Origin of the sequence: Streptomyces sp. NPDC005438, assembly GCF_040606315.1 — a bacterium.
Classification (GTDB): Bacteria; Actinomycetota; Actinomycetes; order Streptomycetales; family Streptomycetaceae; genus Streptomyces.
The window spans coordinates 157,504-172,898 of record NZ_JBEXEP010000002.1; the positions used below are offsets into that span (position 1 = coordinate 157,504).

Annotated in this window: 14 protein-coding genes; 4 read left to right on the forward strand and 10 right to left on the reverse strand. The window is 71.1% G+C overall.

The features are described from left to right. Nucleotides 1–85: 85 nt before the first annotated feature. Both ABZT14_RS05450 and ABZT14_RS05455 read left to right on the forward strand, forming a co-directional pair. Nucleotides 86–1,222: an adenosine deaminase gene (locus ABZT14_RS05450; protein WP_356297419.1), complete on the forward strand. Its 1,137-nt coding sequence runs from the start codon at nt 86–88 to the stop codon at nt 1,220–1,222. A gap of 185 nt (nt 1,223–1,407) precedes the next feature. Continuing rightward, nucleotides 1,408–1,779, forward strand: a complete 372-nt coding sequence (locus tag ABZT14_RS05455; RefSeq protein WP_356297422.1) for an ATP-binding protein — start codon at nt 1,408–1,410, stop codon at nt 1,777–1,779. Between the two features lie 104 nt (nt 1,780–1,883). Here the strand turns inward: ABZT14_RS05455 and ABZT14_RS05460 are convergent, their stop codons facing one another. The 5 genes from ABZT14_RS05460 to afsQ1 all read right to left on the reverse strand — a co-directional run bounded on the left by ABZT14_RS05460 (nt 1,884) and on the right by afsQ1 (nt 6,035). After that, nucleotides 1,884–2,081 carry a PspC domain-containing protein gene (locus tag ABZT14_RS05460; protein WP_356297425.1) on the reverse strand — a complete coding sequence of 66 codons (198 nt, stop codon included), beginning with the start codon at nt 2,079–2,081 and terminating at the stop codon, nt 1,884–1,886. A 364-nt stretch (nt 2,082–2,445) separates the two neighbouring features. Next, complete coding sequence (locus ABZT14_RS05465) at nt 2,446–3,000, reverse strand: VanZ family protein (RefSeq protein WP_356297428.1); 555 nt, start codon at nt 2,998–3,000, stop codon at nt 2,446–2,448. A gap of 191 nt (nt 3,001–3,191) precedes the next feature. Beyond that, the gene (locus ABZT14_RS05470) at nt 3,192–3,680 is read right to left on the reverse strand and encodes a hypothetical protein (protein ID WP_356297430.1); all 489 of its coding nucleotides are present in this window, start codon (nt 3,678–3,680) and stop codon (nt 3,192–3,194) included. 152 nt (nt 3,681–3,832) lie between these two features. Then, a complete protein-coding gene (locus ABZT14_RS05475; RefSeq protein ID WP_356297432.1) occupies nt 3,833–5,362 on the reverse strand; it encodes a HAMP domain-containing sensor histidine kinase in 1,530 nt (509 codons plus the stop codon). Then, nucleotides 5,355–6,035, reverse strand: a complete 681-nt coding sequence (gene afsQ1, locus ABZT14_RS05480) for a two-component system response regulator AfsQ1 (protein ID WP_356297435.1) — start codon at nt 6,033–6,035, stop codon at nt 5,355–5,357. The genes ABZT14_RS05475 and afsQ1 overlap by 8 nt, the downstream gene beginning before the upstream one ends. Nucleotides 6,036–6,233: 198 nt before the next feature. On the opposite strand from afsQ1, the gene ABZT14_RS05485 reads away from it, so the two are divergent. Next, nucleotides 6,234–7,034, forward strand: coding sequence for a SigE family RNA polymerase sigma factor (locus ABZT14_RS05485; RefSeq protein ID WP_356297438.1), 801 nt, complete (start codon nt 6,234–6,236; stop codon nt 7,032–7,034). Nucleotides 7,035–7,718: 684 nt separating this feature from the next. Here the strand turns inward: ABZT14_RS05485 and ABZT14_RS05490 are convergent. The 4 genes from ABZT14_RS05490 to deoC all read right to left on the reverse strand — a co-directional run bounded on the left by ABZT14_RS05490 (nt 7,719) and on the right by deoC (nt 11,996). Further along, nucleotides 7,719–8,345: an ATP-binding protein gene (locus ABZT14_RS05490; RefSeq protein WP_356297441.1), complete on the reverse strand. Its 627-nt coding sequence runs from the start codon at nt 8,343–8,345 to the stop codon at nt 7,719–7,721. 249 nt (nt 8,346–8,594) lie between these two features. After that, nucleotides 8,595–9,455: an aldehyde dehydrogenase family protein gene (locus tag ABZT14_RS05495; protein WP_356298527.1), complete on the reverse strand. Its 861-nt coding sequence runs from the start codon at nt 9,453–9,455 to the stop codon at nt 8,595–8,597. A 115-nt stretch (nt 9,456–9,570) separates the two neighbouring features. Further along, entirely contained in the window at nt 9,571–11,007 is a 1,437-nt protein-coding gene (locus ABZT14_RS05500; RefSeq protein ID WP_356297444.1) for an aldehyde dehydrogenase family protein, read from the reverse strand. 5 nt (nt 11,008–11,012) lie between these two features. Further along, nucleotides 11,013–11,996: a deoxyribose-phosphate aldolase gene (gene deoC, locus ABZT14_RS05505; RefSeq protein ID WP_356298529.1), complete on the reverse strand. Its 984-nt coding sequence runs from the start codon at nt 11,994–11,996 to the stop codon at nt 11,013–11,015. A gap of 1,515 nt (nt 11,997–13,511) precedes the next feature. On the opposite strand from deoC, the gene ABZT14_RS05510 reads away from it, so the two are divergent. Further along, nucleotides 13,512–14,159, forward strand: coding sequence for a PH domain-containing protein (locus ABZT14_RS05510; protein WP_356297447.1), 648 nt, complete (start codon nt 13,512–13,514; stop codon nt 14,157–14,159). A 137-nt stretch (nt 14,160–14,296) separates the two neighbouring features. Here the strand turns inward: ABZT14_RS05510 and ABZT14_RS05515 are convergent, their stop codons facing one another. Beyond that, nucleotides 14,297–15,334, reverse strand: a complete 1,038-nt coding sequence (locus ABZT14_RS05515; protein ID WP_356297450.1) for a hypothetical protein — start codon at nt 15,332–15,334, stop codon at nt 14,297–14,299. Nucleotides 15,335–15,395 lie beyond the last annotated feature (61 nt).

Consider the following 15,395-nt stretch of genomic DNA (forward strand, 5'->3'; position numbering starts at 1 on the left):
GCACCCACCCCGGGCGGAGCCGCCCCTTCCACCCGATGTCGGCCCGCCCGTCGCAGGTCGCGGCGGCTCTGAGTACCCTGCGGAGATGACGAGCGAGACACACAACAGCCAGCCCAGCCCGGACCAGATCAGACGCGCGCCCAAGGTGCTGCTCCACGACCACCTCGACGGCGGCCTCCGCCCCGGAACCATCGTCGACATCGCTCGTGAGATCGGCTACGACGACCTCCCCGAGACCGACCCCGACCTGCTGGAACGCTGGTTCCGCGAGTCCTGCGAGTCCGGCTCCCTGGAGCAGTACCTGGTCACCTTCCGCCACACCTGCGCGGTCATGCAGCGACGCGACGCCCTGGTACGCGTCGCCGCCGAGTGCGCCGAGGACCTCGCCGCCGACGGCGTCGTCTACGCCGAGATCCGGTACGCCCCCGAACAGCACCTGGAGGGCGGCCTCACCCTGGAGGAGGTCGTCGAGGCCGTCAACGAGGGCTTCCGCGAGGGCGAACGGCGGGCCCGCGCCAACGGCGACCGCATCCGGGTCGGCGCCCTCCTCACCGCGATGCGGCACGCCGCCCGCGCCCTGGAGATCGCCGAACTCGCCAACCGCTACCGCGACTCGGGAGTCGTCGGCTTCGACATCGCCGGCGCCGAGGCCGGCTACCCTCCCACCCGCCACCTGGACGCCTTCGAGTACCTCAAGCGGGAGAACAACCACTTCACCATCCACGCCGGGGAGGCCTTCGGACTGCCGTCCATCTGGCAGGCCCTCCAGTGGTGCGGCGCCGACCGGCTCGGCCACGGCGTCCGCATCATCGACGACATCGAGACCCTCGACGACGGCACCGTGAAGCTGGGCCGGCTGGCCTCCTACGTACGGGACAAGCGCATCCCCCTGGAGATGTGCCCCACCTCCAACCTCCAGACCGGAGCCGCCGGTTCGTACGCCGAGCACCCCATCGGCCTGCTGCGGCGACTGCACTTCCGCACCACCGTCAACACCGACAACCGGTTGATGAGCGCCACCAGCATGAGCCGCGAGTTCGAGGAGCTGGTGAAGGTCTTCGACTACACCCTGGACGACATGCAGTGGTTCACCGTCAACGCCATGAAGTCCGCGTTCATCCCTTTCGATGAACGACTGGCCATGATCAACGACGTGATCAAGCCCGGATACGCCACTCTCAAGTCCGAGTGGCTGTTCTCCAACAGCCCCGAGCGAGCCTGAGAAAACCCCGCTGACCAGCGAACTCGCCACTGATCGGGGAGTGCGCCCGCCGGCGGGCGCTCCCCGGCGGCGGGGTGGTTCCACGCCGACTCCCGGTGGTCTCCACGTGTTTGCGGCCCGGTTCGGCCCCTGGCTACCTTCGCCGGGCCGCTGTGAGACCCCACCGTCTAAGGACTGAGTCGTACATGAAGCAGGGAACCACCAAGACCCTCGGCGCCGTCGCACTGGGCGCCGCCTTCGCCGCCGTGGGCGCCGGCAGTGCCTCGGCCGCCGACCTCGGGGGGATCACCGACAAGGCCCCCGAACTGACCCGGGTGGCGCCGGACCAGGCCCTCTCCCCGGTGCAGGACGCGACCCGCCAACTGCCGGTGAACGCCCCCGACCTGACCGACCAGGGCCAGGAGACCCTGCGCGGCGGGCTGGACACCGCCCAGGGCGTCGTCGAGCAGACCCCGCTGGGCGAGAAGGACGTCACCGGACAGCTGCTGGGCGGACTGCCGGTCGCCAACGGCACCATGCCCCTCCAGGGACAGGCCCAGGGCCTCCCCCTGGGCTGAGCAGCGGGCTGAGCACGCCCGTCGAACGGCCCGGGGCCGACCGTCACCCTGCCGGTGCGGTCGGCCCCGGGCCGTTGTCGGTGCGGGTACGCCGACCCGTGCCGTCACCAGGCCGTGGAGCGGCCCTCCTCCGGCAGCAGGATCCACAGGACCAGGTAGGCGAGCACCTGGGGGCCGGGAAGCAGACAGGAGAGCACCGCGAGGATCCGCATGGTCTTGGTCTCGATGCCGAACCTCCGGGCGAGGCCGGCACACACCCCGCCGATCATGCGGTCCTCTTGGGGGCGGGACAGAGTGGCCATGAGGTGGGCTCCTTCGTGAGAGACGGCGGCGGGCCCCGGAAGGAGGACGCCTACCGCTGACTGACTCCTCCAGACTGCCAGCGTCCGCCCCACAGAACATCCCGCCAGGGAACCACTCGACCCTGGGAAAACCCGGACCGCGACCCCGAGACCACTCCGGGCCGCCAGCCCGTAACCTCCACGCCGGCCCCGTCACGGCTGGCCCACGACGACCAAACCATGTGGGCGCCATGGGCGCCGTCGACGGCATCGGGAACCCCGCACCCTCGACGCCACACCCGCGTCTGGACATGGCCCCCGTCACCCACCGACCCCACCGGAGCGGACCTCAGCGCGGACCTCAGCGCGGACCACGGCGCGGACCTCAGGGCGACAGCCCCACCTCCGGCGCCGCCGGGCCGGTCGAAGGGGAAGCGGCCCCGGGAGCCGGCAGCCCCGCCACCGAACCACCCACCGGCCCCCCGGCCCGTACGGCCCACCCCGCGCGGCGCGCCCCCGGCCGCGACCGGGCCCGGCACCACGCCCCACACAACCCCCGCACCAGGGGGAACAGCAGCAGATGCGCCAACGCCACCCCCACCACGTTCAGCATCAGCGTGTCCACGTTCACCACCCGGTCCGGCACCAGCGCCCGCACCACCTGCACTGCCACCGCCAACAGCACACCCACCCACACCGTGTGCGCCATCAACGGCAGCCGGGGACCGTCCCACCGGCCCAACGCCACCGGCAACAGCGCCCCCACCGGCGCGAGCAACAGCAACCCGCCCCCCAGCGCACGCGCCAACTCCCCGGCACCCAGGGCCAGATCAGCCCGCAGGGTGGCGAAGGGCGTGAGATTGGTGGGCGGAACCCAGGAGACCTCCAGCGGACGCAGGGTCCACCAGCCGATCAGCAACAGGTGTGCGGCAAGCAACACCGCGCTGACGATGCGAAGTCGGGAGGCTGGGGCCGGCGCCCCAAGACGGCCAAGTGGCTGCACACAGAGGGGGACGCCAGCCACCCCCCGACGGTTCCTGGCCAGTACGACAGGTTTGCCACCCCCCACCAGCCCCGCGTCCACCCACCTCGGCACCCGGCCCACCGAACGGGGCGGCACCCCACCACCGTTCAGCCCGAGGGCACCCGCTCACCCATCGACGGCGCGCCCCGGGGATCACGCTTCAGGGTGCCGCACTCGTAACGCCGTACCGGCTCCCGGTCACCGCCCACCGGCCCGCCCAGCACCACACCGTGGTCGCCGTCCGCCGCCGTCCCCTCCAGGGTGCAGGCCAACTGGGCCAGCGAGAAGGGCGGCAGCTCGTCCAACGGACGGTTCAGCCGGAGCGCCTCCTTCGGGTCACCCGGCGCCCGGGAGTTGACCCGCAGGTCGTGCGGTATCGCGGTGGAGAACCCCGCCGCCGACTCGTCCGCCGCCGGAGACCTGCGCAACTGCCGCAACAACGCCCGCGCCACCGGCAACCGCTCCGTCGCCCGCTCCCTCGACACCGACACCGTCCGCTCCACCGACACGATCCGCGCCCCGCACACCAGCGAGATACGGAAGTTGGTACCCGTCGGACGCGTCGGAGGCGGGGTCTGCCCGTTGTCCGGGAGCACACACGCCACCCGCGAGGGCGCCGGCCCCGCGTCCACCGGCACCGACGTCGAACGGATCCCACACCCCGTCAGCAGCGCCACGCCCGCCAACAGCAGCGCTCCACCCCGTGTTCCGTAACCTCCGCTCGCGGGGCCGGACCTCGGCCGCCGGGTCACCGCCGCTCCCTACCCTCGTCGCTCTCCTCGTCCTCCGGCAGCTCCCCGTACAGGGGCAGCCGTACCGTGAAGACGGCCCCGCCCCCGTCAGCGTTCCGCGCCGTCACCTCGCCACCGTGGACCCGCACGTTCTCCAGGGCGATCGACAACCCCAGCCCACTGCCCTCCGAACGCGGCCGGGAGGCGCTGGCCTTGTAGAAACGGTCGAAGACATGCGGCAGCACCTCCTCGGGAATACCCGGCCCCTGGTCACTGACGTCGATCACCAGGGTGTCGTCCTCGGTACGCACCGACACCCGCACCGGCGAACCCCCGTGCTTGAGCGCGTTGCCGATCAGGTTCGCCAGGATCACGTCCAACCGCCGAGGATCCAACCGCGCCGTGATCCCCCGGTCCGCGTCCAACTCCACCGCGTCCAACCAGGCCCGCGCGTCGATACAGGCCGTGATCTGGTCCGCCACGTCCACGTCGTCCAGCACCACCTTGGCCGTACCGGCGTCGAAACGGGTCACCTCCATCAGGTTCTCCACCAGGTCACCCAGCCTCCTCGTCTCCGAGATCACCAGCTGCACGGCCGGCGCGATCATCGGGTCGAGGTTCTCCTGCTCCTCCTCCAACACCTCGGTCACCGCCGAGATCGCCGTCAACGGAGTCCGCAGCTCGTGCGACATGTCCGCCACGAAACGTCGGGAGGACTCCTCCCGACTGCTGAGGTCCGCCACCCGCGTCTGCAACGACTCCGCCGCCTCGTTGAACGTCCGCGACAACTCGGCCAGCTCGTCCGTACCCGTCAACTCCAGACGGGTGTCCAACTTGCCCTCGCCCAACCGCTGCGAGGCCTCGCTCAACCGACGCACCGGACGCACCAGCGCCCGCGCCGCCACCTGCGCCAACAACGCCGCCGCCACCAGAGCCAGAGCCGTCGCGATCCCCAACGACCAGGCCAGCGAGGTCAGATCCTTCTGCTCCGGGTCCAGCGACTTGCGCATGTACCCCGACGGCGTCGGCTTCTCCCCGATCAGCTTCGCCCCACCCACCAGGTACGGGTGCCCACCCGACCCGGTCGTGCGCTGCCAGTACAGGTGGTACGGATGCCGGTTGGAACCCTCCACCTTCCGCTGCTCGTTGACCGCCCGGCGCAACGCCGCCGGCACGTCCGAGGCGGAGAACGCCTTGCGGTTCGAGGCCGCCACACACCGGGTGCCGTCCGACTCCTCACCGAGAAGCACCACCTCGTAGTTCTGGGTGGTGTGTGCCATCTTCTCGGCGGCGTCCTGGAGCTGACCGCACTCCATGCTGCGCGGCAGCTCGCCGGCGTTGTCCTCCATGGACTTGCGGAAGTCGTCCAGCGCCGCGTCCTGGGCCCGGGTCAGCACCGCGTCCCGCGTCAGCCAGTACGCGATCCCCGAGGCGGACACCGCGGCGGTCAGGGCGACCAGGGCGAACACCACCACCAGCCGGATGCGCAGCGTGGGAAGCAGCCCCGCCAGCCACCGCGCGAGCCGGCCCGGGGAGCGTTCACTCACTGGGCGCGTCCAGCCGGTACCCCACGCCCCGCACCGTACGGATCAGCGTCGGGGAGGACGGCACGTCCTCCACCTTGGCCCGCAGCCGCTGGACACAGGCGTCCACCAGACGGGAGTCGCCCAGGTAGTCGTGCTCCCACACCAGCCGCAGCAACTGCTGCCGGGACAGCGCTTGCCCGGGACGCCGACTCAGCTCCAGCAGCAGCCGCAACTCGGTGGGCGTCAGCTGGAGGTCCTCGCCGTTCTTCGTCACGGTCATCGCCGACCGGTCGATCACCAGGGAACCGAAGGTCGCCGAATCGTTCGCGTCCCGCTCCCCCCGGCGCATCACCGCGCGGATCCGGGCGTCCAGCACCCGCCCCTGCACCGGCTTGACCACGTAGTCGTCGGCGCCCGACTCCAGGCCCACCACCACGTCGATGTCGTCACTCCGGGCGGTCAGCAGGATGATCGGCAGCTGGTCGGTGCGACGGATACGACGGCACACCTCGAAGCCGTCGATGCCCGGCAGCATCACGTCCAGAACGATCAGGTCGGGCCGCTGTTCACGCAGCAGTTTCAGACCGTCCTCACCTGATGCGGCGGTCACCACACGGTGACCCTGCCGGGTGAGCCCCATCTCCAGGGCCGTACGGACGGCGTCGTCATCCTCGATCAGCAACAGGAAAGGCACCGCGCCATTGTGTCGTATGCCCCCCTCCGAGTTCGAGCCGCCGTTGGTCAGTACCTGTGACGAGTGGAGGAACAGCGCGGCTCGCGGGACCGTCCGCGCCTGTGACAGCGCTGTGACAGTCGGGGGACCCCGCTATGAAACTGGGTCGGCAATGTATTCCCCACAGCAAGCGACCGGACTGCTCCGAGGGGGCGCGAGATGAACTCACTGCACGGCACCACCACGAACGCAGTACTTCACACGCGCCTGCACCACGTTTCGGTTCCCCAGCTCACCAGGGGAATCCCCTCGGTCCGGTCCGCGGAGAAGTCCGGCGCCCCCAGCGGACGGGGGTGCGCACGGGGCGCCGGCCGTAAGCGTCCACCGCACATCAGCGCGGTGGACACGGGGGAAGCCCCCACGGGGGCACGGGGGAAGGGCCCGTACGGGGAGGACCAGGGGGAGCGGCGGCAACCGCACCAGGGGAACCGCACTTCGGGGGAAGTCGAGTTCACCGAGTACGTGCGTGAGCGCCGCGCCTCCCTGTACGCCACGGCCTACCACCTCACCGGAGACCGCTACGAGGCGGAGGACCTGCTCCAGAGCGCACTGTTCTCCACCTACCGCGCCTGGGACCGCATCAGCGACAAGGCCGCCCTCGGCGGCTACCTGCGGCGCACCATGACCAACCTGCACATCAGCGCCTGGCGCCGCCGCAAGCTCAACGAGTACCCCACCGAGGAACTCCCCGAGACCGTCGGCGACCACGACGCCATGCGCGGCACCGAACTGCGCACCGTGCTGTGGCAGGCACTGGCCCGACTGCCCGAACTCCAGCGCACCATGCTGGTGTTGCGGTACTACGAGGGCCGCACCGACCCCGAGATCGCCGACATCCTGGGCATCAGCGTGGGCACGGTCAAGAGCAGCATCTGGCGCTCGCTCCGCCGTCTCCGCGACGACGAGGCCCTCAGCTTCGGCCGCGACCAGGAGGAGTCCTTCGGCGAACTCGTCGCCTGAGCCCGAGGCTCGGCACCAGAACGGGAGGCACGGGGGTGCCTTCACGGGGGAAACGGGGGAGGACCGGGTCGCGGGCTGGGGAGCCCGAGGGGGGCCCGGAGACACGGGGGAAACCGAGGGAAAGGCCCGAGGGGGGACTTGGGCGACCCGAGGGGGGAGACAGCGGTGGGGCCGGCGCGCTTTGGGGAGCGCACCGGCCCCACCGCTCTGTCATGCCTGTCACGGGGCCCCGGCCCCCGGCGGCCGTGCCGCCACCGGTCGGACACCAGGGACGAGCCGTCAGCCACACAGCCACACAGCCACACAGCCACACAGCCTCGAACCCCGAGGGCGTGGCGTCTTGGATCAGGAAGAGGGGCGAGAGCGTTCTGGTGCCGTGGACCGCGAGGCGGCGGAAGCCCCGCCGCCTCGGCGACCCTGATCCACGGCGGTCTACGGCTACCCACGGCGATCCACGGCGACAATCCGGCGAGGCGCGGCGCGCGAGGTGACACCGCACGCGAGCCTCGCGGTGATCCGAACGGCACACCCGAGGGGCCTGCACACCCGACGCGGTCCACCCGTACGCGGGGCCCCACCCCACGAACCGGCCCGGCCCCCGTAACAGGCACCGCGACGAGCCGGCACCGCGCCGTGAGGGGGTACGCACCTGCCGGGGCGGAGCCGCGTCGGCACAGTGTCGGCTCAGGTACCGACCGCCGACCGCTGACGCAGCGCCGCTATCCGACCCAACGCCTCGTCCCGGGCACAGGGGTGGGCGCCCAGCCGACGGTGCCGCTCCACGATGCCGCCCTCCGCGCGCATCAACCCCCAGCCACGCCGCACCAACACCGGCACCGGCTTACGGGCCTCCCGCACGTCCCGCACCAGACGCCGACGGAACGTGGTCAGCGGCCGGCCCCGCAGACACAGCGCGTCCGCCAGCAGCCCCAACTCCCCGCAGCGCGCCACGATCTCCGCCGCGAAGATCCCCTCCGCCACGAACAACGAGGAACCCTCCAGACACAGCGAGGACTCACCCACCCGGGCACTGAGGGAGATGTCGTACCGAGGAATCCGCGCCGAGCCCAGCTCGCACAGCGTCCGCACCGCCCCCACCGCCGCCTCCTGGTCCCAGGAGGCCGGGGCGTCCCAGTCCACCGCCGAACCGTCCGCCACCCTCGGCAGGGTGGGGTCGTCACCGTTCTTGTAGAAGTCGTCGAGCCGCAACACCGGAAGCCCGGTACGCGCCGCCAGCCGGCTCTTGCCGGAACCCGAGGGGCCGGTCAACAGGATCACCCGCGCCTGAAGACGGGACGTGTTCACACTCACGAGAGGCCATTGTCCCGCATTCCCCGCGCGGGTGGACCGTCCCGGTACCGCAATTCCCCGCCGACCCCGCCCGCGCCACCCCAAATCCCCCCGAAACAGCGGGCGTTGGGCCACCAGGTAACGCCGGCCACATCCGCTCACCACGACCGGCCGACCCGGCGGAACCCCCCCGAGGCGGGGGCACCCACGAAGAAGGCCGCCCCCGCCTCGGGGGGAGAGGGGCGGGGGCGGCCGGCGTTCGCGACGTCCTCAGACGCCGATCGGATGCCAGACGGTCTTGGTCTCCAACCAGGCCAGCAACCGTGACGTACCCGGGTCGGCCGCCCAGTCCTCCACGGCGGGACGGCGCACCCGCTTGAGGTTCTCCGCAGCCTCCCGCTCCAACTCGGCCGCCAACTCCCCGTCCGCGCCCGCCAGATCGAGGGCGTTCACGTCTTGATGGGTGGCCAGGGTCCGCCCGACCTCGGCCGGCGACCCCGACAACAGGTTCACCACCCCACCGGGCAGGTCCGAGGTCGCCAACACCTCACCCAGCGACAACGCCGGCAACGGCGCCGCCTCACTGGGCACCGCCACCACCGTGTTACCGGTCACGATCGCCGGAGCCAGCACCGACACCAGCCCCAGCAGCGACGACTCCGACGGAGCCAACACCCCGACCACACCGGTCGGTTCGGGAGTGGACAGGTTGAAGAACGGGCCCGCCACCGGGTTGGCGCCACCAGCCACCTGCGTCACCTTGTCCGACCACCCCGCGTACCACACCAGGCGGTCCACAGCCGCGTCCACCTGCGCCTCGGCGGCCCGACGCGACAGCCCCTCACCCTGGGACACCTCGGTGACGAACTGCTCCCGGCGTCCCTCCAGCATCTCCGCGATCCGGTACACCACCTGGCCACGGTTGTACGCCGTCGCCCCCGACCAGCCGCCGAACGCCTTGCGGGCCGCGCCCACCGCGTCCCGGGCGTCCTTGCGGGAGGAACGCGGAACGTTCGCCAACCAACGCCCCTCGGAGTCCGTCACCCGATACACCCGTCCACTCTCGGAGCGGGGAAACTTCCCGCCGACGAACAGCTTGTAGGTCTTCAGCACCCCCAGCCGCGCGGGCACGGCCGACACCCCGCCCGACTTCGCCGCTCCCGCCGGCCTCGCCGACTTCGCGGCCCCGGCGGCCTTCTGGGAACCCCGGCTCTTCTGGGCTCCCTTGGTGCCCTTGGTGGAACGCTCAGACATCGAGGTACGCCTCCAGACCGTGACGGCCACCCTCGCGGCCGTAGCCCGACTCCTTGTAGCCGCCGAACGGCGAGGTCGGGTCGAACTTGTTGAACGTGTTGGCCCACACCACCCCGGCGCGCAGCTGGTTGGCCATCGACAGGATCCGGGAACCCTTCTCCGTCCAGATACCGGCCGACAACCCGTACGGGGTGTTGTTCGCCTTGGCCACCGCCTCGTCCGGCGTACGGAAGGTCAGCACCGACAGCACCGGCCCGAAGATCTCCTCCCGGGCGATCCGGTGCGCCTGGCTGACCCCGGTGAACAGGGTGGGCGCGAACCAGTAGCCCTCGGAGGGCAGTTCGCACTCCGGCGACCACCGCTCGGCGCCCTCGTCCTCGCCGGCGCGCGCCAACTCCGTGATGCGGGCCAGCTGTTCGGCCGAGTTGATCGCGCCGATGTCGGTGTTCTTGTCCAGCGGGTCACCGACCCGCAGTGTGGTCAGCCGCCGCTTCAGCGACTCCAGCAGCTCCTCGCGCACGGACTCCTGCACCAGCAGCCGGGAACCGGCGCAGCACACCTGGCCCTGGTTGAAGAAGATGCCGTTGACGATCCCCTCCACCGCCTGGTCGATGGGGGCGTCGTCGAACACGATGTTGGCACCCTTGCCGCCCAGCTCCAGGGTGACCTTCTTACGGGTCCCCGCCACCGTACGGGCGATCTGCCGGCCCACCGCCGTGGAACCGGTGAACGCCACCTTGTTCACGTCCTCGTGGCCCACCAGGGCCGCGCCGGCCGAACCGTCGCCGGTGAGGATGTTGACCACGCCCCGGGGCAGGCCCGCCTGCTGGCAGATCTCCGCGAAGAACAGCGCCGACAGCGGGGTGGTCTCCGCCGGCTTGAGCACCACGGTGTTGCCCGTGGCGAGGGCCGGGGCGATCTTCCACGCCAGCATCAGCAGGGGGAAGTTCCACGGGATGACCTGGCCGGCCACACCCAGCGGCCGGGGGGCGGGGCCGAAACCGGCGTGCTCCAACTTGTCGGCCCAGCCGGCGTAGTAGAAGAAGTGCGCGGCGATCAGCGGCAGGTCGGCGTCCCGGGTCTCACGGATCGGCTTGCCGTTGTCCAACGACTCCAGCACCGCCAGTTCGCGCGACCGCTCCTGGATGATCCGGGCGATACGGAACAGGTACTTGCCGCGCTCCACGCCCGGCAGCGCGGACCAGGGGCCGAAGGCACGGCGGGCGGCGGCCACCGCGTCGTCCACGTCAGCGCCGTCGGCCTGCGCGACCTCGGACAGCACCTCCTCGGAGGAGGGGGACAGCGTCTTGAAGACCCGTCCGTCCCGTGCCTCACGGAACTCTCCGTCCACGAACAGCCCGTAGGAGGAGGCGATGTCGACGTGTGAACGGGACTCCGGCGCGGGTGCGTACTCGAAGGGGGTTGGCATCGTGATCAGTCCACCGTCACATAGTCGGGCCCGGAGTACCGTCCGGTGCTGAGCTTCTGACGCTGCATCAGCAGGTCGTTCAACAGGCTGGAGGCGCCGAAGCGGAACCAGTCCGGGCTCAGCCAGTCCTCGCCCAGGGTCTCGTTCACCATCACCAGGTACTTGATCGCGTCCTTGGAGGTACGGATGCCTCCGGCCGGCTTCACCCCGATCTGGGTGCCGGTGGCGTCGCGGAAGTCGCGCACCGCCTCCAGCATCAACAGGGTGTTCGGCGGAGTGGCGTTGACGCCCACCTTGCCGGTGGAGGTCTTGATGAAGTCCGCGCCGGCCAGCATGGCCAGCCAGGAGGCGCGACGGATGTTGTCGTAGGTCGACAGCTCGCCGTTCTCGAAGATCACCTTGAGGTGGGCGTGCGTACCGTCCGGGCGGGCGCAGGCTTCCTTGACCGCGCGGATCTCCTCGAAGACCTTCATGTAACGGCCGGAGAGGAACGCCCCCCGGTCGATGACCATGTCGATCTCGTCCGCCCCGGCCGTCACGGCGTCCCTGGTGTCCGCCAGCTTCACCGACAGCGCGGCACGGCCGGAGGGGAACGCGGTGGCCACGGCGGCCACCTGGATGTCGGAGCCGGCCAGCGCCTCCTTGGCGACCTTGGCCATGTCGCCGTAGACGCAGATCGCCGCGACCCGGGGGGTGTCACGGTCGCTGGGGTCCGGGTTGAGTCCCTTGGCGCACAGCGACCGCACCTTGCCCGGGGTGTCGGCCCCTTCGAGGGTGGTCAGGTCGATCATGGAGATGGCGAGGTCGATGGCGTACGCCTTCGCCGTGGTCTTGATCGAGCGGGTTCCGAGTGTGGCCGCCCGGGCTTCGAGGCCCACGGCATCCACTCCGGGGAGGCCGTGCAGGAAGCGGCGAAGTGCGGTGTCAGACGCGGTCACATCCGCAAGCGCGGCGGTGCCCGGTCGAGGGGGTGCGGGCTTGTCAGGCATGGTCACCAGGGCAGCATATCTACACGCGTAGCGTCGCGGGAGGGGGCGGTGACTTCTTGGTGGGGGTTGGTTCGGGGGTGGGGGAAGTCGGTCCTGGTGGGTTCGTCGGGAGTTCGTCGGGAGTTCGTTGTGAGTTCGTTCCGGGTCGGGTTCTGGGGGGCTTTGGGGAGGGAGGGGGTCGGTCGAGGGCGGGGGTTCTTTGTGGCTGGCTTTGGATGGGGTGGGGGAGTTGGTTTTGGGTTGGGGTCGACTTTGGGTGGGTCGGTTGTGGGTGGGGTTGGTCTCGGGCTGCGGTGAGTTGTGGGTGGGGTTGGTCTTGAGCGGGTCGGTTCTTGTGGGGGCTCTCTGGGGGTGGGTGGGGGACGGCCTTGGTGGGTGCCCGTGGTGGCGACGTTCAGCTGGGTGGGTTCGTTGGCGGGTGGGCTGTGGAAGCCGGGGTGAGGAGGGTGGTTGGTATGACTACTTCAGTCGCTTGTGGATAACTTTCCGCACGCATCGGGGGAGTTGTGCATGATGAATCCAGCCGCGGCGAACTCCGGTCCGACCGCGTGGTCCATCGCACTGCCTGCGTGAGCAGCCGCCGCGATGGGTGGGCCGGTGTCGGCCGCCAGGGAGAGCGCGCCTCCCCGGCGGCCGTGGAGGTGGTGGCGGAGGGTGGGCACGGGGGGTAGGGGGGCAGGGGCCCCAACCCCATCGTTAACCGACCGAGCTGTCCGTCATCTGAGAGGCTCCGGCAGAATCGGCGACATGAGCAGCAAGGCGAAGGGGTCAGGGCGGTCGGACGTGCGTCGTAGTAACCCAGCACCACCAAGCGAGCCCGAGCAGGACCGCGACCGGCCCCACCAGCAGGAGGAGCCGCCTGGCAGCTCCGCCCCCTCCGCGCCGGCCGAGCCCGCCTCCGCCTCTACGGGCGAACCGTCGGAGGGCGAGGGCACCGCCCCCCACCTCGGTAACCCCTCGTCCGGCCCGGACAGTGCACCCGCGACGGACAGGGAAGGGGCGGACACCGTAGACGTGACAGAGCAGGTGACCCCCTCCAGGACTCCCGAGCCGGCGACGACCCACGAGCCCCCCAAAGCCCCCGAGCCCTCCGGCCCGGACCAGGCCTCTGACTCGGTGCGGGCCCCCGAGCCGACCGCGACCACCAAGCCGACCGCGACCCCCGACAGGCGCGCCTCCGTGGCCCCCCGGGCCGGGGACGGAACCGGGGGTGGGCCCCGGGAGGGAGCTGACGGAGCGGACAGCGGGTCTCGGGAGGCTGACGCCCGGGACAGCGAAGGGGGTCGGGACGGCAGTCCCGAGCGGACCCCGGCCGGCGCCGCCCCCACCCGCGAGTCGGCGACAGCCGATGAGCCGGCGACGAACGGGGCCGACCACCCCACCGGGGACGTGGCCGACGATCCGGCCGGTACCCCGGCGGGGAAGCCCTCTCGAAAGAAGTCCGGGAAACAGAAGAGTGGAACCGGCAGCGGCGTCGACCGGAGCGCTGCCGCCGGGGGTACCTCGGCGGGCGCCGTGCACGGGGCCGACGGCGCGGACTACGCGGACCACGTCTACCGCTCGACCAACGGCATGGTGGGCGGAGTGCTCCTGTTGCTCCTGGTGTGCTGGTTGGGGCTGGACACCCTGTTCCGTACCGGGGGGATGACCGGGCTCACGGCGGCGGCCGGGATGGTCTGCTTCGGTTCCCTGATCATCGCCTTCACCCTGCGTCCGGCGGTCTTCGCTGGCCGGGAGCGGCTGTTGGTGCGTAACCCCTTCCGTACGGTGCGGATTCCGTGGGGGACGGTGGAGGAGGTCCGGGCCGGTTACACCAACGAGGTGTACACCGACGATGGCAAGTACCAACTGTGGTCGGTGCCCGTCTCCCTCCGGGCCAGGCGCAAGGCCGCGCGGCGTAACGAGCGGAGTGTGGCGTCGGACGCGCGACCCAGTAGTGGTATCGGTCGGGGTACCGGACTGTTCGGGCTGGGCCCGCCCGGCAACCCGGACGACCACGGGCCCAGCCGTGCCCCCGGGGACCGGGCGGTAGACCGGATGCGGGAGCTGGCCGACACCTACGGCGAGGAGTCCACGGGGGAGGTCCACGTCCGCTGGGCCTACGAGGTCCTGGCGCCGTTCGTGGTGGGCGGACTTCTCCTGGTCGTACTGATGGCGACCTGATTCCCTGGGCGACACCGCCTCGGGCCCCGGGGTACGTGCTCCCCCGAGGGGACGGCGCGAGCGTACTCACCTTTCACGGCATCGGACCCCCCGCGACCAGCGTGGGGGGTCCGATGCCGTGGCCGTGGTGTGCCTCCTCAGCCGGTGGGGCTGAAGCGGAGCAGACCGGCGCTGCCCTGGGGGAGGCCGGTGGCCTCGGGTACCAGGGCGAGGCTGGCACCGGTGCGGGCGGCCTCCTTCAACAACTGGGCCTCCCGTCGGGCGGAGGCGCCCTCCTCCAGTAGCAGGGTGTCCAGGGCGCCGGTCTCGGCGGCCTGGAGGACCTTGTCGTCGCCCTGCACTCCGTCGCCGTGTTCGACGGCCTGCCGCAGTCGGGACAGGTTCTCCTCCAGCCGGCGTTCGGAGGCCTCGGCGACCAGGCGCAGCACCTCCTCCTCCAGCGCTTCCCTGGCGCCCTGGTCGGTGGCCCCGCCGCGTGCCGTCTCGACGACCTGTTCGCGCAGGTGGGAGGGGAGTTGGTCGAGCAGGGCGGTACGGCCCTGTACCTCGCCGGCGAGGATCACCAAGTCGGGTGGGAAGTCGCGCAGGGTGTCGACGACGGCGGAGGCGAAGTCCTTGGCGTTCTGCCGTACCGCCTCGTCGGCGCGCCGTTGGATGCGGCGGTGGGCGAGGGCGCCCTCCCGGGGGTGGTGGGGGCCTTCGACCGCGCTGCCGCGCAGTTCCTCTCGGGCCTCCTCGCGTGGGGCCTGTGCGGGGGAGACCAGGAGTTCGCTGAGCTGGGTCTCCTGCTGGCCGGCGACGATGAGCAGGACGCGCTCGGTCTGGGCCGCTTCCCGGACGTACGCGCCGAGTTGGGGCAGGGGCTTCCAGTGGGCGCTGTCGCCGCTGCCGAGGGCGGCGTCCCAGAGTTCGTCGAGGAGCGGTTGGCCCTGGTCGGAGACGACCAGCACCCGGCCGAGGGTCTGCTTCTCGCCGGGCCGGTGGTCGGTGAGGGCCTGGTCGACGGCGTCGAGTGTGGTCTGTGGCGCGCCTTCGGAGGCGAGTTGCTCGCGCAGGGTGTTCCAGCGCAGCCGTACCTGGTCGTCGGCGTCCTCCGCGGGGGAGCGGCCCTCCAGGTAGAGGGTGGCGAAGTGGTCTCCTTCCGTGTACAGCGGCTTCAGTGCGGTGAGTTCCACGACGTGCTCCTGTGGACGGGGTCTGTGGCCGGTGGCTCCGGTGTACTGGCTGGTCCGGGGC